We start from the raw sequence: 22,980 nt of genomic DNA, 5'->3' as shown, positions 1-22,980 counted from the left end.
TCGTATTTTTTATATTGATGGGCTACAGAACGTTTGTAACCAGAATATTGAAAGAAAAAGATGCTCAGAATTTTGCTGAAATTCAGCATCAGAAACAATTGGCTTTAGAAAACATTAAAGTTCAGGAAGAAGAAAGAAAAAGAATCGCAGTTATGATTCATGATGATATCGGAAACCGATTGAATATCTTATCTTTATGGCTGAATAATCTGGATACGAAAGGCGACGAGCAGATTAAAAAAAATATTTCCGGGCAGATGTCTTCTTTAATTGATTCTGCAAGAAGTATTTCGCACTCTTTGTATCCCGTGAATCTGGAATCGGTAGGCTTGGTTTTATATATTGAAGAATTAATTGCCAATTTATCCAACAGAATTAATATTGCTTTAAGCGTAAGTCCGAAATTTCAGAGAAAAAATAAATTTATTGAAGTTCAGCTTTATCGAATTATTCAGGAGTTTACAACCAACGTTCTGAAGCATTCTAAAGCAACCAGAATCTGGATTTATATCAAAGATAATCAAACCCATCTGTCGGTAATTATTTCAGATAACGGACAAAGTTTTGAATATGAAGCCGTAAAAAAAGGGATGGGCATCAAAAATATAGAATCCCGCATCAAATCGATGAATGCACAACACAAATGGAAAAATATTATCGATAAAGGAAGCCGTTTAATCATAAAAATTCCATACAATGAACTCCCAAATCAAGATAGCATTAATTGATGACGAACAACTGATCCTCGAAGGGGTGAAAATGCTATTGTCTACCGAAAAAAACATTTCAGTAAGTCTTACCTCCAATAACGGGCCTGATTTTATTGAAAAGTTAGAAGCATTATCTCCCGAAGAATTTCCAAATATTGCCCTTGTAGATGTGCAAATGCAACCTATGAATGGTTTTGAATTGGTAGAAATTCTCAAAGAAAAGTATCCCGATCTTAAAATCATTATTCTGTCTTCTCATTATAAAACTTCTATTTTAGGATATATGGTAAAATTGGGCGTTTCTGCTTTTTTACCTAAAAATTCCGACCGAAAAACATTTATTGATGCCATTACCATGGTGTATAAAAACGGAGTTTTCTTTACTCAGGAAGATCACCAAATGCTGTTTTCTTACATGAACAGTTCTACAAAGAAAAGATCTTTATTCGAAATGGAAGATGAGCTTTCGGAACGTGAAAAAGATGTCGTAAAGCTGATCTGTCAGGAGTTTACCAACAACGAAATCGCCGAAAAACTCTTCATAAGCCCAAGAACTGTAGAAAGTCACAGGCAGCGTGTTTTGGAAAAAATTGGCGCCAAAAATACCGTAGGCATTGTGATCTACGCAATAATTAATAATATTTATTCTATTTCAACAAAAATATAAATCCGTAGAAATACGGATTTTTTTATTTGGTACTTTTTACGCTATTCCGTCTTTTTTTTTCATCGTTACTTTGAGGTGTTGATAAAGTATGGGCTTCAGCTTTGAAGTCTAAAAACCACAAAGCATGAAAAATAATATAATTTCGGTTGGTATTTTCTTTGACGGTACGGGAAATAATGGTTTGAATGCTATTTCACCACAAAAACCTTATAGAAATAACGAAAGCTATTACGGAGCCACAACCAATATTTTTAAACTTTTTGAATTATTTAGCGGAAATCATAAAATATACATCGAAGGAATCGGAACTTTAACAGGTTCTGAAGACAGCGATTTTGCAATGGCAACCTGCAAAAATCCAGTAGGATTTACAGGATATTCTTCTGATGATAAATTATCGGAAGCTTTTGCAAAACTTCAGGAAATCGTTCAGGATGAAACGCAAGAATATCAGTTTTTTGTTTACGGATTCAGCAGAGGAAGTATGTTGGCAAGAACATTTTGCTATGAATTGTTACAGCCAGATTCGAAAATAAAAATGAATTTTAAAATTAAATTTCTGGGCGTTTTTGATACAGTGGAATCTACTCCTTTCAATCATTATAAAGTCAATGTTTTACCGGAAGTGGAAAATGCGCTTCATATTTGTGCTGTGAATGAATGCCGATATTTTTTTCCGTTGACAGGCTTTTTCGAAAATTCAAAAGATAGGATTGATACTTTGCAGAACGAAGGAAATTCTGTACATAAAGAAATTTTCGTTCCGGGAGTGCATGCAGATGTTGGTGGTGGTTATTTAACGGCTTCGCAATCGGTTTATATTTCTGCAAACCATCAGAGAGACAGTTCGGTTATTAATTATGTCGAAAATATCAGGCAGAATACCAAAGATATTTATGGCAACAGAATTTGGAATCATCCTCTTGAAAATTATAAAATAGAGGAAGGAACATTTTTTTCTCAGGGCTATGTTGTCCGAAATTTGGTTTACAATGATTTATCAAAAGTTTACGGTAAACTAATGGCCGCTGAAACAAATGCTGTGGAGGCTGTTTTTAGAACAGATTTTAACGAAACAAATTTCGAGATAGATTCTTCGAAGCATCCTTATTTAATTCAGCTTTCAAAAGAGCTTGAACAATATATTTCAACGTTTTCAAAAGAATTGAGACCAAATTATGATGAAGAAAAACTTTCAGATTATACTCACATTTCCGCCAATTTCGGGATGTATCCGAGTACATTGCTGAGAAGTTATGAAGGTTTGATGGATGCGGAACTCATCAACAACGGGCTGAATGTCCCAAGCAATGCACAGGGCGATCTTGTGAATTCGGTGGGCGCCAAGCTTCATTCAGAAGTACATTTAATGGAAGATTCCATTATAGATTACGCTTACGGCACCAATATCCCGAATAATGATAGCTGGAGCCGTACCATATTGATAAACGAAAATTTATATAATAAATGTTAGTATTTTTTCAGTTTTAAGTTTAGGTTAAAGAGTCGTCGGTCAGGGCGATTCTTTTTTTTGTTTAATTAAATGATAAAACTTATAAATATTGTTATCTATCTTAAACTATAACTTGAATAGGTATAATTACTTAAATCTTAAATTGGTGATTTATACTGTTTTTTTACTCTTTTAATAGTCGCAACTTTGAATTGTTCTTTTAAACGAAGCTTCAGCAAAGAGCAAAAAAATTAATTAGTAGAATAACAATTTAAAAACAAAAATCATGACGTATCACGATAATGAGGTCACGTTTTCAGTGGCTTCGAACAATTTAGTAAGCGGAACTTTTACCGTTAATAGTTTTTCGGTAACAAGCGGACAAGATCCGGATAATAAAATTCATGCAGGTTTAGTAGTTAGCTGCAAAAGTGATGGTATATTTACTTTTTCGGTAGGAAGAAAAGGCTCTTCAGATGTGGCGAGTTGGTTCTCGAAAAATATTCCGGCCAACAGAACAACATTTAATCACGATCCGGATGATCTTAATTTTGCAATGATCGGAACGTTGGTTCTTAATTTCTCAAACGGAATCAACTGTACTTTTTACAATATAGCGATTGCTCAGGGTCACAGCGCAGGTAGTAATAATTGGTGGTTCGGAGGTCAGCAGGCAATGAACAATGGCGGTAATACGGTAATTTGTGGCGCATCCAGCAATCAACAGAATAATATTCCTTTGCTTCAGTTCCTAAGAGGTGGAAATGGAGTAAGCACTGTGGATGTTACGCCTAAAACCTTCTAATAAATAACATTTTTTATAGGGAAAAAGCTGCTCAAATGGGCAGCTTTTCTGATTTTATATTGAATGGTCAGTTAAAATACATCTGCCAAATCCTTTTGAGTTTCTTTTTCAAGATCAATGATAAATGTATCAATCATCGATTTCGTCATGCCAGGTTTTATGATGATATGCGTAATATCGTCATGCGTTGCCAATTGCCATTTGTATTGCAGTTCTTTATTCACGCGAGGAATTAAGATCGTTAAAGCATTAGGATTTCGCCAAACCTTAATTCCGAGTTTTGAAATTTTATCAAAAGTATACTCTGTAAGTTCCAGACAATTAAAGAACCTTTCACGCAGTCCTTCAGCTCCAAAAGCTTTAATGGCACACCATAAAATAAGCGGAGTTAATGCGTTGCGGGATCCGGTAATAGTATCGTCAAGATTATCAATTACATTCACAAAGCTTGATACTTTTTCTTTATTATGTTTTAAAACAATCACCACACCACAAGGAATGGGCGACCCGATAAATTTATGTCCGCTAATGATAATGGAATCTGCGCCTTCCGTAAAATCAAAATTAGGCTTTGGAGTAATAAATTGTGCATAACTTCCGCAAAAAGCCGCATCACAGTGAATATATCGGTCTTTGATATTAAAATCGTCCAAAATATCGCGAAGTTTCGTCACATCATCTTTGGCTTCTTTAATGGTAGTTCCGATATTAGCTATAACAATGGCAGGCAAATGCTGATGCAAGCTGAGTTTTTGTTTAAAATCTTCGTAATCGATTTCGCCGTTTTTCTGTGTTTTAATCTTTTCATATTTTATTCCTAAAAGATTAATATTTTTCTCAATACTGTAATGAGATTCTTCGGAAAAATAGACGATTGCGGAAGGATAAATTCTTTTCGCTAAATATAATCCGTAAAGATTTCCTTCTGTACTTCCGTTCGTGACATATCCCCAATAATTATTGATGGGAGCTTTCAACAATTGAGCAAAAAAATCAATGACTTCTCTTTCAAAACTGTGGGTGTTTATTTGATACGATCCGCCTGAGTAAAAAGAATCACCGACATTATTGATTGGGTATTTCAAAAATTTTTGAAGCGGTGAATAGTCGAAATCAAATGTACAGGGATATCCAAAAAAGTGATTAGATTTTTCATCTAAATATTTCTCTAGCTGGTCAAGCTTGGCCAGATCTTCGGATTTTAAATTTTTAATCATAGTAATAGTTTTTTAGTGTGAAGTAAAGATACACTTTAAAAATCAGTTATTGAATATTTTTCACAAAAATGAGAGTAAATTTTTATTAACATTTGTCATAATCTCATTATTACTGAAAATGTGGAATAATTTAAGGTTTAAAATTAATAATCTTATGATGATTAGCTTCATATTCGGTCATTCATTTCTTTTTCCGTATTTTTGCACCCGAAAATTCATTACTCACTTATTAATCATTATTTAACATGCTTTCGGTTCAAGGTCTAGGATTACATCATTCAGGAACATATTTGTTTCAAAACGTGAATTTCACGATAAAAAAGGATGATAAAATTGGTTTAGTTGGAAAAAATGGAGCGGGAAAATCCACTTTATTGAAAATGCTTTCCGGAGAAATTACTTTCTACGAAGGAAATGTAGTTCCAGAAGGAAATATCACCATTGGTTTCCTGAAACAGGATCTAGATTTCGTAAAAGGAAGAACGGTTTGGGATGAAACGATGCAGGCTTTCGAACAAATCAATGCGTGGAAGAATGAATTGGAAGAAGTGAACCATCAAATGACCGTAAGAACTGACTACGAAAGTGATTCTTATACGGATCTGATCAACAAAATGACCGAACTGAACGATCTTTTGATGAACCATGACGCCTACAATCTGGAAGGCGATATGGAAAAAGTATTGTTTGGTCTTGGTTTCAAAGCAGATGATTTCCAAAAAATCACCGATGAATTTTCCGGAGGTTGGAGAATGAGAATTGAACTGGCAAAACTGCTTCTTCAAAAGAATGACATCATGCTTCTCGATGAGCCTACCAACCACTTGGATATGGAATCGATCATGTGGCTTGAAAACTTCTTGAAAGATTATCCGGGAGCGATCGTTCTGGTAAGTCACGATAAACAGTTCATGACGGCTGTTTGTAACAGAACTTTTGATGTGAATAACAGAAAGGTGGATGATTACAAAGCCAATTATTCCAAATATCTGATCATGCGTGAAGATCGCCGTGAAAAACTGATTCAGGCCAAAAAGAATCAGGATGCGGAGATCAAGCAAATGGAAGATAATATCAACAAATTCCGTGCAAGCGCTACCAAAGCATCTTTTGCGCAGTCTTTGATTAAAAAATTAGATAAAATTGAACGTATTGAAGTGGATAATGAAGACGTTTCAAAATTCAATATTCGTTTCGTTCAATCACAGGTTCCGGGGAAAGTTATTTTCGAAGCTGAAAATCTTGGAAAATCTTATGGTGAAAAACAAATCTTTGATGATGTAGATTTCATCGTTCAAAGAGGAGACAGAATTGCGCTTCTTGGACAAAACGGACAGGGGAAAACGACATTGGCGAAAATTCTTGCCGGAGATATCAAAGATTATTCAGGAAACTGGAATTTGGGTCATAATGTAAATATAGGTTACTTCGCTCAAAATCAGGAGGAAGTTTTAACACCAAATAAAACGGTTCAGGAAGAGGCGGAAGATGCTGCCACGGAAGAAACAAGACCAAGAGTTCGTGATTTGTTAGGATCTTTCCTTTTCCAGGGCGAAGCGGTGAATAAAAAGACGAAAGTACTTTCTGGAGGGGAAAGAAACCGTCTGGCACTTTGTAAATTGTTGCTACGTCCGTTCAACACGTTGATTATGGATGAGCCTACGAACCACTTGGATATTCAGTCTAAGGAAATTATTAAGCTGGCGCTTCAGAAATTTGAAGGTACGTTGATCGTAATTTCTCACGACAGAGAATTCCTGCAAGGGCTTTGTGATAAAATTTATGAATTCCGTGATGGGAGAATGAAAGAATTCTTAGGAGACATCAACGAATATCTTGAGTTCAGACAAAAAGAATCTATCAGAGAAATTTCTGCCGAAAAAGCAAAACTTCACGGAGAAGAGGCTAAGGTTGAGGTAAAGATTAAGAAAGAAGAAAAACCGGCAACAGAAAACAATCAACCATCAACTATTGTAAGCAAAGAGCAGAAAAATATTCAGAATAAAATAAAAAAAGTAGAAGAAAGAATTTCAGAGCTTGAGACAAAAGTGGAAGAATTTGAAGCTTCTTTTACCAAAGAAAATCCTTCTGAAGAAACACTGGAAAAATATAATAAAATTAAACAAGACCTTGATCTTGCTTTGCAGGAGTGGGAGCATTTAGGTGCTCAGTTGGATTAATTTTTGAAATTAATAAATGCTTCGACTGGCTCAGCATGATATCGCTAAAAATTAATAGCTAATAAAAACAGTTAGTATTAGTGCTGTCATCCTGAGCGAAGTCGAAGGATTTTAAAGTATATTTCAAAAGAAATGTAACAAAACCCAAATCATTTCTACATATTACAAAACGCATTTTAATAAAAGTTTAAGCTAAAACTTAAATTATTTTTATAATTTTGACAAATGATTTTTAAGGAAAGCAGAAATCTGAAAAGTTTTATCTCCAAGCTATTGTTTGGGATTTACTTTATTGCGCTGTTTTCTCAAAATTTTCACAATCACAGTTCTGAAGAAGTTTTTAAGAATTTCAGTTTCAAAAAAACAGAACATAAAATCTCAAATAATGTAGCTAAAGAAAAAGCTGGCGACTGTTTGGCTTGTCATTTCTTAGCTACCGGACATACTTTGGTTCCTGAAGAATTTAGTTTTCATTTCGAAGCTTATACGCACGAAGTAGAACAAATTATTGCAGTTCAGGAAAAAATTTGGTCTCAGACAAAATTCACTTTTCAACTTCGCGGTCCGCCCGCACTTTCTTAATTTTTTAAGATTCTTTTTTGGCTTTAATTAGGTTTAAAGTTTATTGTATTTCGTTGAATTTTTCAAATGGATAATTTTGAATTCATCATTTGATATTTGTAAAGAGGATCATAATTGATACTTTACATTATTCATCAATACAATTGGTTTTAAAGAAAATCTATCAGCCATAAATTTCACATTTTTTACGAAATGTACCTTTTGTGAGGTACGCAATCTATCTATTTAACAATGAAATTGATATATAGTTTAATGCTTATTCTTTGTGGATTTGCATTTACAAACGCACAACAGACTTTTACCGTAGAAGGATCTGTACAGGATTTTCATGACAAAACCATGCTGGAAAATGCAGTAGTGAAAATTGGAGATTTTACTACAAAAACTGATAAAAACGGTAAATTTTCTTTCAATAAAATTCCTGCGGGAAAATATATACTCATTGCTAAACATCCTGATTGTAATGATTATACTGAAAATATAGGAGTTAATCAGGATATGCACTTAGCAATTACCCTTGAACATCATGTTGAGGATATTGAGGTCGTTACATTGCACGGAAATCACAAAAAAAGTGGTTCTGTAATTATAAAAACGCTGGATAAAGCTGATATTGAAAGAAATTCTACCGAAAATCTGGGGAATTTACTTTCTAGAATATCGGGAGTTACCGCGCTTAAAACTGGAAATAATATCACAAAACCTGTTATTCACGGGTTATACGGAAGCCGTATCGCTGTCTTGAATAACGGTGTGAAAATGGCGGAACAGGAATGGGGTGTAGAGCACGCTCCGAATGTAGATGTTAATGATTTTGAGCATATTGATGTCATTAAAGGAGCTTCTGCTTTAAAATACGGAAGCGATGCTGTAGGAGGAGTTGTCGTTCTGGAACCTGCTGTTTTACCTAAAAAAGATACCGTGATGGGAAGCATAAAACTTTCCGGTATTTCTAACGGAAGAGGAGGCGAAATTGCTGCCAATGCCGCCAAAACCTGGAAAAACCAATGGTATGTAAAGACCGGAGGAAGTTATAAAAAGTTAGGGGATCTTTATATTCCTCATCATACGCTGCAAAATACGGGCGCGGAGGTGAATTCTTTTAATTTCTCTTTTGGAAATCATGGTTTTATGCAAGGATTTGATGTTTCGTACAGTGGCATTAATCAGGAATTTGGGATCTTTAAAGGGGCGCATTTGGGAAGTCCTTTAGATTTCAGAAATGCCATTAAATTCGGGCAGCCTTATTATCTGGATGATTTCAGTTATGATATTGTGAATCCTAAACAAGAGGTAGAGCATCATATCGCAAAACTGTCTGCCTACAAGCGTTTTGAAAATTTTGGAAAAGTAAGTTTTCAATACAGCTTTCAGTTGAATCGTCGTAAAGAATACGATATCAGAAGGGGTGAACTGAATGAACTTCCGTCTATGGATTTAAGGTTGATCACCCATTCAGCGAGTGTAAGTCATCTTTTGGAAAGAGGAAACTGGAGTCTTGAAAGCGGTCTTTCAGCAGGTTTTCAGGATAATTATCCGAATCCGGCAACAAAAGCAAGACGTTTAATTCCTGATTATTATAAATATGATGCAGGTGCTTTTTCTGTATTCAAATATAAATTCAGTTCAAAATTGAATGCAGAAGCAGGGGCGAGATATGATTTCAGCAGATATGATTCTTATAAATATTATGATGCGAAAGACTGGAACGAGAAATTTGCAAGCCGCTATCCTCAGTTTTTTGTGAAAGAGGTAGACAGCAGAATTTTAACCCGTCCTATTTTAGATTATCATAATTTTTCCGCCAATGTAGGATTGAATTATAAGCCGAATAATAATTTTGAAATGAAATTAAACCTTTCCAGAGCAGACAGAACGCCGAATCCGGCAGAGCTTTTTTCTGATGGCCTTCACCATTCTGCTGCGATTATTGAGGAAGGAGATTTATCGATTCAGAAAGAAACGGTGTATAACGCGAGCCTTTCATTAGCAGGGAAATTCAATGTTTTGAAAGGATTGCATATTGAGGTGAATCCTTATTATATGATGTCGGATAGTTTTATCAATCAGGTTCCGACGGGGATCGAGTCTTCCAACAGAGGGGTTTTTCCGGTGTGGAGCTATCAGCAGATCAAAGCCAGAATTTTTGGAATTGATGCCGATGCCGAACTTAATATTCTGGATAATTTAAAATGGAATACAAGTTTCAGTGCTCTGAAAGGAGACGATCTAACTCATGACGAACCTTTGATCTTAATGATGCCAGCCAATCTTCGAAATGCAGTGGAATTTAAATTAAATACGCCGAAAAATTTCTATATCAGACTGGAAAATGAAAATGTGTTCAGACAAAATCGTTTTCCGATCAGAAATCAGAATGTAGATTTTATTGAAGACGGAACAGCGAAAACAGAAGAGCTTGATCTGAGCACTCCTCCTGCTGCCTACAGTATTTTCCACGCGTCTGTGGGTACAGACCTATTCAAGAATCTGAATCTTAATTTCAGAATCAACAACATTTTTAATACAGAGTATCGCGAATATCTTAACAGACTGAGATATTTTATGCCGGAATCCGGTAGAAACTTTATCGTTACTCTGAAATACAACTTCTAAATTATTAAAACTTTAAAATTAAATTTAAAATGAAAAAATTATTCAATATAACACTATTACTTTTAGCTGCAGTTTTTATCTTATCATGTAGAAATGGGGATGATGATATTCCTGAAGATATCCACGAGCATGATGAGATCGGAAAGGTAGTTTTAACATTAACGAATAAAGCAGACGCTACCGATATACAGACTTTAAATGTAATCGGAGGTGTGGCAGATGGTCATCTTCATTTACACCAAGGAGATACTTATGTTGCCGTATTGGATTTCCAGATTAAACATGATGATCATTACCATTCTTCAGAAGAAATTAAAGAAGAAAAAGATCATCACTTCATTACATTCAGCCCTGCTGATGCTGATATTAAAGTAATCAGAGCATCAGATGACATCGAAAGAACAGACGGGCAGAAATTGGGAATGAAAACTGAATGGACAATTACTTCTGTAGCTTCTACAGGAAAAATGAATATTAAATTGATTCACGCGCCTACTTCTGTTAACCAAAATTATCCTTCTGCTTCTAACCAATTAGGTCAAACCGTTGGTGGAGAAAGTGATGTAGATATTACAGTAGATGCACATTAATAAAAAATAAACTTCATGTCTAGAGAAACAGGTTGTCCTTATTTGGGGCAGCCTGTTTTATTGTTGGCTAAAAATAAAAACCTCCAGAATAGGAGGTTTTGCGGGAACAAAGTTTATGTTTTTAGAATATATCAATCGATTATTTTATGGTTTCCAATAAGACCATTTGCTGCCATTGTAGATGGCTAGACGTTTTGCTCCGGCTTTGTTTACGTACACCATCATTCCGGCTGCCGGGCTTGGGATATTCTGAACATCCTGAACAATCGGCAATACCATTGATTTTGTAGTAGATTCCAACACCAGAAGACCATTTGCTGTACTTGCTGCTGCTCCGATGATTACTTTTTCGCCCGCTCCTTCAGTAATCTGAGCTACTGTTGGCTGAGTTGCTAATGCAGTTGTGATGTTTGCATCCTGTCCGCTTAGATCTATCCATGCTCCGTTGTAATATTTTACGCGGGCTTTTGTGGCATCTGTTGCGTCAAGAATCAAAGTTCCTTCTGCGGGAGCTGTAGGTAAAGTTCTTACATATGGCAGAATGATTCCTTTATTTTGATTAGGTGCAAAGTCTAATAAAACAGACGTTTTTACAGTTGCAGTACCTACCGCATCTCCTACGATAATTTGTGCATTCGAAAGGGCCGCCATTCCTATAAATATTCCTGATATTATTTTTTTCATTGTATTAATTTTTGAGTTGTTAGTTTTAAAAAAGATTACGGACAAGTTGGTGTGCTGAAACAGCTCCATGCAGTTCCGTCATAGATTTTTAAACATTTTACGGTTGTATCATATACCATCATTCCTTCTTGTGGAGAAACTAAAGCAGTTATTTGTGTGGTAGATAATCTTGAGATTACAAATCCTTTATTATTCGATTCTAAAGCTAAATGTCCTGATGTTCTATTCGCCGGCCAAGCTCCGTTATTCGGCGTTATTTTTTGTAAATTAGAAATACCTACCTTCGTGATGGTGCCTGCTGTTGCGGTATTGGCGTCGTCATAGCATACACATCTCAGGATAAAATAATCATTCGTTCTCGGATAATATGTATCTCCGAATACAGGAGTTTCTGTAGAACGGAAATTGGTTGTTGAACCATTGGTTCCCTGTTGTTTTATTTCAAACTTAAAGGTTTCGTTGGGTTCATAAACGGTATCATTTACCGACGCAATATTGATGGCAATTCCATCTTCATCATTGCTCGGACTTGCGTATCCGGGCGTAACACCACCATCATAATTACCAGCAGGAATGGTAATCAGATAAATATTGGATCCAGCTGTGTGGGCTATTGTAGGTGTTCCGTGTGAATTCGCTACAGGCGTTAAGGTTATGTCATTATCTGAAGCTAATGCAGTACCGTTATTTGGATTGATTAATTCTACGGCTACAGTAGTTGATGCTCTTACAGCTCCGTTTATTCGTAGGAATAAATTTCCATTGCTTGATCCTTCACAAGATGACAAAGCGTTGGAAAATTTTAAATCAATAATAGGATCTACTGTTATTTTAACATCATCCAGAAAATTTCCAAGACCGCCACTTCCACCGTCAACAAGAGCTCTGAATCCTACTCTGTAAACTCCGGCTGTTCCGTTGAATGTATAATTTCCAGAATTGGTTGACCATTGAGATATGCTGGAAGGGGTAGTTGTAGATTTAATCGTTGCGATATTTACTTCACTTTGATTTTCGATCACCATGGCAGCTTGCTCTTGAGTTCGGGATCTTGCTCTGTGCTTGAAATCATAACTGATGATATCGCCAGGAACCAGATACATATTTTGATAAATCATTGAGCTTACAAAAGCATTCAACTCAACAAAATTGCTTCCCTGAGCTGCATTCACACTATTATATCCCGTGCCCCAAACTTCAATCGGGTGACAGGCTCCCACAAATCCTGACGTACATGAATTGGCCTGAGATGGATGTGAAGTATACCACGGGGAAGTAACACCTGAGCCTGCATCGAAAGTTGAACCATAACCGAAATTAGAGTCAATTTGAACCACAGTTGCATTGGCAACTCCAAATTCCAATCCGGGATTTACAATAACTCTGGTTTGTGCAAAACTGGTTTGTGAAATTCCTAATAATAGCGCAATTGCAGAGATTCCAAATTGTTTTTTACCAAATTGAAATTCTGCAAATCGGGTAGAGATTTTCATAGTTTATTATTTATACTTTTTATTAAATTATTTTCAAGGCTTAGTTTGTATTTATGCTATACATAAAAATTTCTAGGAAAAAATACAATAAGGGACAATAGATTATCCTGCGATTTTAAGCGTAAAATCTTTGGTTTAACTTAAAGAGAAGTAAAATTTGCCTTAGTATTTAGTTTTCGGTTGCAAAAGTAAATAAAAAATTGGCTTTTAATGATTTTTTTATATTAATTTATAAATAATTATAGATTAATATTTATGAATTTTAATATTTCTATGGATTTTTTTAATGAAAATTGAATTTTTGTGGTACGTCCTAATAGTTGTCGTGTAAACTTATTATCATGTTAAAGGTGCCAGATTTTGGTCAAGTTTTTAGTTGTATTATTCCTTATAGATAAGAAGGAAAATTGCAATGTCTTCCTTTTAACAATATTTGGCTGTATAAGTTGATTTTAATTGATAGATTTTCATAAAATTTTCATATTTTTGCAACCTAAAATTTTAATCAATAATGAAGGTTACTGCAAAAAACCATGATGATGTAAGTGCATTGCTTACAGTGACATTGGAAAAATCTGACTATAAGGAAAAAGTTGAAAAACAATTGATTAATTATGCTAAAAATGCACAAGTTCCTGGATTCAGAAAAGGGAAAGTGCCTTTGAGTATGGTTAGAAAACAATATGAAGCGGGAATTGCTTTTGAAGAAATCAACAAGCAGGTTTCTGATGCTTTGAATGGATATGTTAACGATAACAAGCTAAGATTAGTTGGTCAGCCGGTTCCTCAACCAGTGAACGAATTAGATTACAATGCTGATCAAATTCAGGTTGCTTTTGAAGTTGGGTACGAGCCTGAATTCACTATCGATTTAGCTAAATATGAGGCTCCTCACTACAAAGTAGAAGCTTCTGAAAAAGAAATCAACAAAAGTATTGAGAACATGCAGAAGCGTTTCGCAGAGCAGGCTCCTCAAGAAAAAATCAATAAAGATTCTTACATCGCTTTAGAAGTTTCTCAGGTTGTTGAGGAAGATGCTGAAGGAGAGCACCACCACCACCCAAAGAACGTTACCATTAATGCTGAAAATAAAGAAGCTTTCAAATTGGTAAAATCTTTGAAAATGGACGGTTCTGTAAAAGTTTCTAAAGAAACTCTTGCTGAAAACGAAGAATTAGCTAAAGAATTAGGATTCTCTAAAGAAGAAGTTGAGCACTTACACCACGCTGAAGTTGAGGTAAAAGTAAAAGATTTCTATGGTCTTAACTTAGCTGAACTTAACCAAGAATTGTTCGACAAAGTATACGGAGAAGGAAACATCACAACAGAAGATGGACTTAAAGAAAAAGTAAAATCTGAATTAGACGAGTACTTCCAGCAAAATGCTGATGTTCACTTTGTGAATAAAGTGTTGGAGCAAGTTTCTGAAAAAGAAGAAGTTGCACTTCCTGAAGCATTCTTAATCAAGTGGTTATTATTCTCTAACCAAAACATTCAAACTGAAGAGCAAGCTAAAGAAATCCTTGAAGCTGAAAAAACTCAATTGAAATATCAAATCATCGAAGGTAAATTGATGACTGATAACGAAATTCAGTTAGATTATGCTGATGTTTTAGCACAAGCTGAGCAATTGGTAAGAAATCAATTGGCTATTTACGGAATCCACCACTTAGGTGATGAGGAAATCCAGAAATATGCTGTTGAAATGTTGAAAGACCAAGAGCAAGTAAGACAAATTTCATCTGAAGTAGCTATGGCTAAATTGAAAGATGTAATTCTTGAAAAAGCTACTAAAAAAGAAACTGCAATCTCTCACGATGAGTTTTTAGAAGAGCTTAAAAAATAATTTATTTAGATATAAATATTTCAAAACCACCATTTTTTTGGTGGTTTTTTGTTTTTGAAAACCAATTTATCTTTTACATTTTTTATATTTACAGTCATAAATAATGTATATGAAAAAATTAATCATACCGTTCTTTTGTGTTCTACTTTTTTCCACATCGGTAGAAGCACAGCAAACTGCGGCAAAAGCAACGAAAACAGAGGCTAAACAGTCTAAACTTACGCCTAAGGAAGTTATTGATAACTATCTTAAAGCATTAGGCGGAAAAGAAAAACTGGAAGCGGTAAAAACTACAATTACAGATAACACACTTTCTGTACAGGGAATGGAATTTACGATGTCTACAAAAAAGATGGGCAACAAATTCAAATCTGAACAAAAAGTAATGGGGCAAACCATGACTCAGCTTTTTGACGGTGAAAAAGGATATTTTGACCAAATGGGACAAAAAAATATGATCCCTGCCGATAAAGTGGCTGATCTAAAAAAAGGAAAACCTATCGAAGCTCTAGGCTATGATGCGAGTAATTTCCAAACGGTAACGGTTGAAAAAGTAGACGGAAAAGATTATAATGTTTTGTCTTCGGATAAAGGACAGTATTATTTTGATACAACAACAGGATTACTGTACAAATCAAGTTCTAAAGAAGGCACCGCAGTTATTAAAAGCTATATGACGGTTGACGGAATTAAATTCCCAGAAGAAATAGAAGCTGAAGGAAACGGACAGAAAATTACCATTAAAACAACGAAAGTGGTGATTAATTCTGGAGTTTCGGATCAAGATTTTAAAGGATAATTTAAGCTTATTATAAACACAAAACCGCAGATCTCTCTGCGGTTTTTTATTGTTTAAATGATAATGATTAAGAACCATATTCATTTTTCCATTCTTCGGCAACCTCGCTCAGAACGCCATAAAATTCTTCACCATACTTTCTGATCAAAGGAGTTTTTAGGAATTTGTAGATAGGAACCTGAAGTTCTTTTCCTAAAGTGCACGCGTCGTTACAAACATTCCATTCATGATAATTTAGAGCGGTAAATGTAGAATATTCATTCACACGAATAGGGTAGAGGTGACACGAAATAGGCTTTTGCCAATCTACAGCGCCATCTTCGTATGCTTTTTCAATTCCGCACTTGGTAATTCCTTTTTCGTCGAAGGTTACATAAGCACATTCACGGTTTTCCACCATTGGGGTAACGTACATTCCGTCCATCGGATCGGTCGTCCATGTTCCGATTTCTTCGATGGATTTGATGCCTTCTTGGGTAAGATAAGGTTTTATTTTCTCAAAGATGTTATCTAAGATTTCGAGCTCGTTTTTATCCAACGGAGCGCCCACATCTCCTTCTACGCAACATGCGCCTTTACATTTTGAAAGGTTACACACAAACTCTTCGGAAAAAATATCCTCGGAAATCAATTTATCGTCAATCTGAATCATAATCTAAAAAAAATCAAAATAAGTACCTATTTTAAAGGTAATTAAACTAAAAATAATAAGCCAAACACCTACTTCCTGCATCCAATATTTAGGTAAAAACTTCATCATTCTGCTGATGATAATTGTTGAGGGAAAGGCAAGAAGAAGTAAATATTCATAACTGTTATTCATGTACAAAATAATAGTAACAAGCTGTGCCAAAGAAAATACAAGTAAAAAAGTGTATTTGTATCTGCTGATCGGACTCTTTTTATTATAATTTTTAAAATGATCATATATGGCATAGATCAGCATTAATACAATCGGAATTAAAGGTGAAATGTCGCTGTAGTCTGTCACGATCTTCATTTTTCCGAATGGTAAATAATCTATATTCCACGTTGTATAATCAAAGAAATACATGATGGAAAAATAGCTGAAAGCAATTAGAATAATTCCCAATAAAAATCTGAAAAGGTTTAAAGCAATTCTTTCAGACGTTGCAATTACGTGCACGATCACAAAAACAGCCATTGGCCATGTTGTCGGAAGAAAAATAAAATTCAGTGCCACAATAGAGCCTACCAAAACATAAGATTTCTTTCTTATATCTTCATTGGTACTCGTTAAAAGCAGCAAAAGGAAAGAATTCGTTAATAAAGAAACGGCAATCCCGATATCTAAATTTCCAGGATATAAACCGAAAATAAAAAATGTATATAAAAATAATGGCAGATGCGTTTGGTAATTCAGCGCAATGCTGTGAAAACAAAAATATCCCAAAGCGATTCCCAGAAAAGTAATTCCGGCAATAATAGCTTCATAAGTGTTGAAATTCAGTATGTTAAATAATATTACTACTAAAAGAAGAAAACCAATATAAACAGGAATTGAAAAAATATTGCTTTCTTTTGAAAGTAATTTAAACATTTTTTATAAATTTGTACAAAGTTAATTTAAAAAAGGAAAATAATGACGTCTTTCTTTCTATTCTTAAGCAAAGTTTTCAAATGGTCTTTCGGTTTCTTTGATGCTTTCGGTAATGTTTTAAACTGGATTCTATTTATTGTTTGCTGCGTATTGTTTACGTACTGGTGCTACGTTCTTGTAGCTACACTGGGTGGTGACAAAGATAAAGACTATTATTCTCCAACGGAAGGTAAGCATCCTTACTACGATCCGAATATCTACAAAAAAGAAGGTTAATTAATTGGTTATATAGTAAAAAACCGATCAATACTGTATGTTTGATCGGTTTTTTTATTTTAATGATTAAAATCTCACTGATTGTTTTCGTGAATAGGAAGCACCAAAACCGGAACGGGAGAATTCTTTGTAATCCCTTTCGTTAAGCTTCCGATAAAGACATCATAGATTTCGCTTCTTCCGTGTGAACCCATCACAATAAAGTCAGCATTTTTATCCTGAGTATATTCAAGAATAATATCTTTGGCAATTCCTTGTTTCAAGAGATGTTCGCAATCTACATCGTAGGCTAAAATTTTCTGCTCAATTTTATTTAACTGAACCAGCTCCTCACGAATTTCATTTTCTTCCACTTCAGGAAAATACTGAAATCCCATATCGCCAATGGCAAAACCAATATCCGATGGAGCCACATGGATCAGGAAAATTTTACCATTTACCTGTTTTGCAAATTTTACTGCACCTTCTACAAGTTGCTCTGTTTTGTCCCCAAAATCTACGGGTAATATAATATTTACCATAACCTTTATTTTGTTTACTAAAGATAGGAAAATTATGCCAAAGCAGAGGTCTAATTACCTATAAAATTCGAATATCCAGAATTTTTTCATCCTCAAGATAAGCTTCCAAAATATCATTTTCATCTACCTTTCCAACTCCTTTTGGTGTTCCTGTAAAAATAAGGTCACCCACTCTCAAGGTAAAATATTGCGAAACAAAAGCAATAATATCATCAACGGTAAAGATCATATCTTTTGTATTTCCATCCTGAACCTTCTCTTTGTTTTTCAATAATGAGAAATTAAGCGATTCCAGGTTATAATTTTCCTTTTTAAAGAAATTTCCAACTACGGCAGAACCGTCAAAACCTTTCGCCAGTTCCCAAGGCAAACCTTTAGATTTCAATTCACTTTGTAGATCTCTGGCCGTAAAATCTATTCCAAGCCCAATTTCTTCATAATGTTTGTGAGCCGTTTCTTTCTGAATATATTTTCCGCCTTTCGAAATTTTTATTACCACTTCCAGTTCATAATGAACATCGTTAGAAAATTCAGGAATATAAAAATCATTTCCCTTCAAAACTGCCGTATCAGGCTTCATGAAGATCACCGGTTTTTCAGGGATCTCATTTCCTAATTCTTTCGCGTGTTCGCTGTAATTTCTTCCTATACAGATTATTTTCATAATTTTTTATGTCATTGCGAGAAGTGTAAAAGCTTATACTTAGCTTGTCGAAGTAAAGCAATCTCGCTGTTATTATTTATTTTTTTTAGGAGCTTCTTCCCGCTTTCCGCTGTATCTTTTGTTCCGCTGCGCTGCACAAAAGGATGTCGCTGCAATCGGGGCTATGAATGTCAATTGTCAATTTCTTCGAGTGAATAGTTAATTTTTAATATGGCTTAAAAATTCACTTGCGAAGCAAAATTTACCATTTATGATTCACCTTGCAAAACCACCCCGTCAAAAATTCTTTCGAATTTTCGCCACCCCTCCAGAGAAGGGGAATTATTCTCTGTCATTTCAATATTTTGTAATAACCAGAAAGTTTGTCATCCTGAAAGGATTTAGGCACGAATCTTCTAAATTATATTTCTAATACTATGTTTAGATCCTTTCAGGATGACAGATCAGGATGACAGATATACTGTTCACTTGCGAAGCAAAATTCACAATTCACAATTACCTCGTTAATTAATGCACAAACTCATTCCCACAGTAGTAGCAAATAAACTTATGGCTTTTCAAAATAGAAACACCAAAGAAGCTCGTTGCGCTATCGTCTCTATAAATATGATTCGAACCACATTTAGGACAAACAAAATCGAATTCCGGATTCTCAATTGTATGTTCTACTTCCAGAGAAAATTCTTCATTCTCTTTGTAGTCTTCCAATACTTTTTTAGCTTTCTCCAAATCTTCATCGAAAACCTGCAGCTGAATGCCACCCACAGCCTGAGAAAGCAACCAATCCGACTGAATTAGCTGTTCGTTTGCAATAAAGCTATTGATGCCATTTTCAGCCAAAATCTGTTTGTCTCTGTTGGCCTGAAGAGCCGTTTCGTAAAATTTAAATTTAACCAGCTCGCTCATATTTTAAAATTTACTTGAAAGTTGAATTTTAGTTAAAACTTTTTTCGTGTAAAGCGGGAAATCAGCGTTTTGCAACCATCCGAAATATCCCAGATCTTTCTGGAAAACAGCTTTTACAGCCTGTCCTTTATATTTACCGAAGTTGAAAATTTCTTCATTTTTATCATTAAACCCAATAAATCCTGCTAAATCCGCATTTTTATTATGGAATGTAAATTCACTTAACGCTGCAATTTCATTCGGAATATCATCATATTTCCCAATTTGGGCATCCAGAACCTCAAAAGTCGCCATAACGTCTGCTTCTGCAGAATGCGCATTTTCCAAGGTTTTTCCACAGTAAAACTGATAGGCAGCACCTAAGTTCCTAGGTTCTTTTTTATGGAAAATCGTCTGAGCATCAACCAATTTGAATTTACTCAAATCAAAATCCATTCCTACTCTCAATAATTCCTCTGCCAGCAATGGCACATCGAATCTGTTTGAATTAAAACCTCCCAAATCGGCACCGGCAATCATTTCCATTACTTTGGATGCAATTTCTTTGAAAGTAGGTGCATCTTTCACATCTTCATCATAAATCCCGTGAATTTCGCTGCTTTCCTTCGGAATCGCCATTTCAGGGTTTACTTTCCATGTTTTGCTTTCTCTCGATGCATCAGGATTTACCTTTAAAATACAGATTTCAACAATTCTGTCTTTTCCGATATTGGTTCCTGTCGTTTCTAAATCAAAGATACAAAGAGGTTTATGTAGTTTTAAGTTCATTTCTAATAATTTGAAAATGTGTTAAATTGATAATTTGAAAATGTTTTCAGGGAAAAGTTTCAGGCTCCCATCATCCAGCTTCTCGCTAATTACAGCTGTTTCTGAAATATAATTGATACTAATATATAATAAATGACAAGCATCGGAATTCCCACGATCTGGAATATCGCTAAAATAGCAATTCCGCCTCCTAAAAGTACGATTTTGGAATAATTATCCTGTAATTTTTTAGATTTAAATTTCATGGCCATCATTTTTACCGGACTTATCAGAAGCCATGATGTAAGGATTGTTAATACAATCAGCAGCGGTGCGCTTTCAAATAGAAAACTAAAGGCATTCATTTCTTTAAAAGCATAATATAATCCGAATAATAAAACGGTATTTGTCGGGGTATTTAAGCCTTTAAAATAATATCGCTGTTCTTCATCCAGATTAAAAATAGCCAATCTTAAACAGGAAAATACGGTAACAATTAAACCGATATACTTGATTTCGAAAAATAAATTAATTCCAAAAATCTCACTTCCGAAAGGTTCTAGCGCTTTAAACATCGTTAATCCCGGAATAACTCCAAAGCTTACCATATCTGCCAAAGAATCGAGCTGAAGCCCTAAATTTGAATTGGATTTTACGGCTCTTGCCACGAAACCGTCGAAAAAATCGAAAATAGAGGATAAAATCAGGCAGATTGCCGTAGTTTGATAGTCTCCAAGAATCAAATGGATGGCTCCCACGCAACCTGCAAAGAGATTTCCTAAGGTTAAAGCATTGGCGAGGTTGTTCTTTATAAAATTCATGTTATTTTTCTGTAAGTTTTAAATTTAGCTTTCTCAATTGAAATAAAATTCCAAAAAAAGAAAAAAATGCGGTAACTACCGTAAAAAGTAAAGAGGCTGATACCGAAACAGACGGGTTGAAATCAAAATATTTTGAAGCTTGGAGAAACAACATCTCTCTGACTCCGATTCCTGCAAAAGAGATGAGACTCAATACAGAGCTTCCTAAAAAGGTAACGGTATAGATCGTGAAATTATCATTCATACCTAAGCTTTTCATGATCAAAATAAAGCAAATTACCTGTAAAAGCTGAATAATGATTGATATTGAAAAGGTTTTAAAGAAAATTCCGGTATAGGTGGAAAATAATTTTTTGGTTAGGAAATAGGTAAATGCAATTCCTGCCAACAGCAAAACGATAATAAGCCCAAGCCATTGTGTTTCAAACAAAAATGCTGCTGAAACTAAAATCAGGACACAGATTGCTAAAAGGCCACTCAATCGATCGTTGAAAAGAGCAGACGTGATTTTTTTTGCGCCCCATCCGAATTTTTTATTCAGAATATACACTTTGTAAGCATCGCCGCCAATTCCGCCGGGAATGAAAAAATTATAGAACATTCCTAAAAAATAAAGTTCCAAATTACTTCTGAAGCTCAAGTTAAAATCATTAGAATTGAAATAAAATTCAAGTCTTTTTGTAGATAAAACCTGTGATGCTAAAAAGAAAATTGCTGCCAAAATAACGTACCCGACATGTAAAGTCGACCAAAGTTGGGCAACGTCTCGAAACGGTATTTTTTTGAAAACGAAATACAATAAGGCAACGCTGACCAGAATTTTTACCGCATTGATCAGAAGTTTTTTAAGCTTTGATTTCTCCAAAATTTGTTATTTTTCTGATATTGAAAGGTCGTTTGCTCTGAGATTCATAATAGGTTTTCATCAACATATCAATAATAATTCCGGTGGTGAAAAACTGGATTCCGATGAAGGCCAACAATACTCCTAAAATTAATAAAGGTCTTCCGCCGATGTCGTGTCCCATTAATTTTACCACCAAAAGGTAAGCATTGATAAGCATTCCTAAAACAAAAGCGACCAAACCGATGTTTCCGAAAAGATAAATAGGTTTCGAAAGGTATTTTTGATTAAACAAAACCAAAAGTAGATCGTTGATTACCTTGAAGGTTCTGTTCATTCCGTATTTTGAAACGCCAAACTGTCTTGCGTGGTGTTTTACCGGCATTTCAGCAATTCTGGCACCGTTAAGATGTGCCATTAAACTGATAAAACGGTGGTTTTCACCATATAAATTCAGATCTTTAGCCGTTTCCTGAGTGAAAACTTTCAAAGCACAACCCTGATCTGAAATATTAAGTTTTGTTGATCTTTTAATAATGAAATTAGCGATTTTTGAAGGAATCGTTCTTATAGAAGAATCTTTTCTCTTCTGGCGTTTGCCGACGATCAAATCGTAATCTCCGCTTTCCAGAAGATCAACCATTGCAGGAATATCGCTTGGGTCATTCTGTAAATCTCCGTCCAACGTGATTACATAATCGCCCGTTGCATAATCAAAACCCGCCATCATTGCGGAGCTTTGTCCGTAATTTTTTTTCAGCTGGATCAAAACTACACTAGGATCATTTTTATCATTAATTTCTTTCACAGTGCCGTCTTTGGAATTATCATCAATAAGAATCAATTCATAATTATAGCCATTCATGGCCTCACGGATGCGATCGATAAGTAGTCCGGCATTACCTTCTTCATTATACATGGGGATTACCAGAGAGTAAAATTTATTATGATCCATTCAGTTTATATTGATTTATTAAATTTGCATAGAATTGCTTTTG

General features: G+C 34.9%; 23 protein-coding genes. 11 read left to right on the top strand and 12 right to left on the bottom strand.

The window, feature by feature from the left end:
* Positions 1 to 17: 17 nt before the first annotated feature.
* From OXQ85_RS01335 to OXQ85_RS01320, 4 genes are all read left to right on the top strand, one after another.
* Positions 18 to 728 (top strand): ATP-binding protein, encoded by a 711-nt coding sequence (locus OXQ85_RS01335; protein ID WP_267401874.1) that lies wholly within the window; start codon positions 18 to 20, stop codon positions 726 to 728.
* Positions 697 to 1,377 (top strand): response regulator transcription factor, encoded by a 681-nt coding sequence (locus OXQ85_RS01330; protein ID WP_267401873.1) that lies wholly within the window; start codon positions 697 to 699, stop codon positions 1,375 to 1,377. The genes OXQ85_RS01335 and OXQ85_RS01330 overlap by 32 nt, the downstream gene beginning before the upstream one ends.
* Positions 1,378 to 1,501: 124 nt before the next feature.
* Positions 1,502 to 2,851, top strand: coding sequence for a DUF2235 domain-containing protein (locus OXQ85_RS01325; protein ID WP_267401872.1), 1,350 nt, complete (start codon positions 1,502 to 1,504; stop codon positions 2,849 to 2,851).
* Positions 2,852 to 3,116: 265 nt separating this feature from the next.
* A complete protein-coding gene (locus tag OXQ85_RS01320) occupies positions 3,117 to 3,635 on the top strand; it encodes a hypothetical protein (RefSeq protein WP_267401871.1) in 519 nt (172 codons plus the stop codon).
* A 71-nt stretch (positions 3,636 to 3,706) separates the two neighbouring features.
* Here the strand turns inward: OXQ85_RS01320 and OXQ85_RS01315 are convergent, their stop codons facing one another.
* Positions 3,707 to 4,852 carry a histidine decarboxylase gene (locus OXQ85_RS01315; protein WP_267401869.1) on the bottom strand — a complete coding sequence of 382 codons (1,146 nt, stop codon included), beginning with the start codon at positions 4,850 to 4,852 and terminating at the stop codon, positions 3,707 to 3,709.
* A 245-nt stretch (positions 4,853 to 5,097) separates the two neighbouring features.
* On the opposite strand from OXQ85_RS01315, the gene OXQ85_RS01310 reads away from it, so the two are divergent.
* The 4 genes from OXQ85_RS01310 to OXQ85_RS01295 all read left to right on the top strand — a co-directional run bounded on the left by OXQ85_RS01310 (position 5,098) and on the right by OXQ85_RS01295 (position 10,820).
* A complete protein-coding gene (locus tag OXQ85_RS01310) occupies positions 5,098 to 7,032 on the top strand; it encodes an ATP-binding cassette domain-containing protein (RefSeq protein WP_267401868.1) in 1,935 nt (644 codons plus the stop codon).
* 225 nt (positions 7,033 to 7,257) lie between these two features.
* A complete protein-coding gene (locus OXQ85_RS01305; protein WP_267401867.1) occupies positions 7,258 to 7,614 on the top strand; it encodes a hypothetical protein in 357 nt (118 codons plus the stop codon).
* Between the two features lie 231 nt (positions 7,615 to 7,845).
* The gene (locus tag OXQ85_RS01300; RefSeq protein ID WP_267401866.1) at positions 7,846 to 10,230 is read left to right on the top strand and encodes a TonB-dependent receptor; all 2,385 of its coding nucleotides are present in this window, start codon (positions 7,846 to 7,848) and stop codon (positions 10,228 to 10,230) included.
* A gap of 29 nt (positions 10,231 to 10,259) precedes the next feature.
* A complete protein-coding gene (locus OXQ85_RS01295) occupies positions 10,260 to 10,820 on the top strand; it encodes a hypothetical protein (protein ID WP_267401865.1) in 561 nt (186 codons plus the stop codon).
* Positions 10,821 to 10,964: 144 nt separating this feature from the next.
* On the opposite strand, the gene OXQ85_RS01290 is transcribed toward OXQ85_RS01295, so the two are convergent.
* The gene (locus OXQ85_RS01290; protein ID WP_267401864.1) at positions 10,965 to 11,504 is read right to left on the bottom strand and encodes a hypothetical protein; all 540 of its coding nucleotides are present in this window, start codon (positions 11,502 to 11,504) and stop codon (positions 10,965 to 10,967) included.
* Positions 11,505 to 11,539: 35 nt separating this feature from the next.
* Entirely contained in the window at positions 11,540 to 12,997 is a 1,458-nt protein-coding gene (locus OXQ85_RS01285) for a hypothetical protein (RefSeq protein ID WP_267401863.1), read from the bottom strand.
* Positions 12,998 to 13,508: 511 nt separating this feature from the next.
* Between OXQ85_RS01285 and OXQ85_RS01280 the strand changes: the two genes are divergently transcribed.
* Positions 13,509 to 14,843 carry a trigger factor gene (locus OXQ85_RS01280; protein WP_267401862.1) on the top strand — a complete coding sequence of 445 codons (1,335 nt, stop codon included), beginning with the start codon at positions 13,509 to 13,511 and terminating at the stop codon, positions 14,841 to 14,843.
* A 109-nt stretch (positions 14,844 to 14,952) separates the two neighbouring features.
* Positions 14,953 to 15,642 carry a hypothetical protein gene (locus OXQ85_RS01275; RefSeq protein ID WP_267401861.1) on the top strand — a complete coding sequence of 230 codons (690 nt, stop codon included), beginning with the start codon at positions 14,953 to 14,955 and terminating at the stop codon, positions 15,640 to 15,642.
* Between the two features lie 67 nt (positions 15,643 to 15,709).
* Here OXQ85_RS01275 and OXQ85_RS01270 read toward each other — a convergent pair whose 3' ends face one another.
* Together OXQ85_RS01270 and OXQ85_RS01265 are read right to left on the bottom strand one after the other, a co-directional pair.
* Entirely contained in the window at positions 15,710 to 16,294 is a 585-nt protein-coding gene (locus OXQ85_RS01270) for a DUF3109 family protein (protein ID WP_267401860.1), read from the bottom strand.
* 3 nt (positions 16,295 to 16,297) lie between these two features.
* Entirely contained in the window at positions 16,298 to 17,203 is a 906-nt protein-coding gene (locus OXQ85_RS01265) for a DUF6427 family protein (RefSeq protein ID WP_267401859.1), read from the bottom strand.
* 42 nt (positions 17,204 to 17,245) lie between these two features.
* Here OXQ85_RS01265 and OXQ85_RS01260 point away from each other — a divergent pair, with 42 nt between their 5' ends.
* A complete protein-coding gene (locus OXQ85_RS01260; RefSeq protein WP_267401858.1) occupies positions 17,246 to 17,479 on the top strand; it encodes a hypothetical protein in 234 nt (77 codons plus the stop codon).
* A 74-nt stretch (positions 17,480 to 17,553) separates the two neighbouring features.
* Here the strand turns inward: OXQ85_RS01260 and OXQ85_RS01255 are convergent, their stop codons facing one another.
* The 7 genes from OXQ85_RS01255 to OXQ85_RS01225 form a co-directional block, all read right to left on the bottom strand.
* A complete protein-coding gene (locus OXQ85_RS01255) occupies positions 17,554 to 18,000 on the bottom strand; it encodes a universal stress protein (protein WP_267401857.1) in 447 nt (148 codons plus the stop codon).
* A 58-nt stretch (positions 18,001 to 18,058) separates the two neighbouring features.
* Positions 18,059 to 18,664 carry a fumarylacetoacetate hydrolase family protein gene (locus OXQ85_RS01250; protein ID WP_267401856.1) on the bottom strand — a complete coding sequence of 202 codons (606 nt, stop codon included), beginning with the start codon at positions 18,662 to 18,664 and terminating at the stop codon, positions 18,059 to 18,061.
* Between the two features lie 507 nt (positions 18,665 to 19,171).
* Positions 19,172 to 19,570, bottom strand: a complete 399-nt coding sequence (locus tag OXQ85_RS01245) for a DUF2007 domain-containing protein (protein WP_267401855.1) — start codon at positions 19,568 to 19,570, stop codon at positions 19,172 to 19,174.
* Between the two features lie 3 nt (positions 19,571 to 19,573).
* Positions 19,574 to 20,338, bottom strand: coding sequence for a 3'-5' exonuclease (locus OXQ85_RS01240; protein ID WP_267401854.1), 765 nt, complete (start codon positions 20,336 to 20,338; stop codon positions 19,574 to 19,576).
* Positions 20,339 to 20,427: 89 nt separating this feature from the next.
* On the bottom strand, positions 20,428 to 21,138 hold the full coding sequence (locus OXQ85_RS01235; protein WP_267401853.1) for a CDP-alcohol phosphatidyltransferase family protein: 711 nt from the start codon (positions 21,136 to 21,138) through the stop codon (positions 20,428 to 20,430).
* 1 nt (position 21,139) lies between these two features.
* The gene (locus tag OXQ85_RS01230) at positions 21,140 to 22,003 is read right to left on the bottom strand and encodes a lysylphosphatidylglycerol synthase transmembrane domain-containing protein (protein ID WP_267401852.1); all 864 of its coding nucleotides are present in this window, start codon (positions 22,001 to 22,003) and stop codon (positions 21,140 to 21,142) included.
* Positions 21,984 to 22,937, bottom strand: a complete 954-nt coding sequence (locus OXQ85_RS01225) for a glycosyltransferase family 2 protein (protein WP_267401851.1) — start codon at positions 22,935 to 22,937, stop codon at positions 21,984 to 21,986. Before OXQ85_RS01225 ends, OXQ85_RS01230 begins: the two co-directional genes overlap by 20 nt.
* Positions 22,938 to 22,980 lie beyond the last annotated feature (43 nt).

Source organism: Chryseobacterium sp. GM_Chr_2, assembly GCF_026540445.1.
In the GTDB taxonomy this organism is placed as follows: Bacteria; Bacteroidota; Bacteroidia; order Flavobacteriales; family Weeksellaceae; genus Chryseobacterium.
This window is presented reverse-complemented; position numbering and strand designations above follow the sequence as displayed.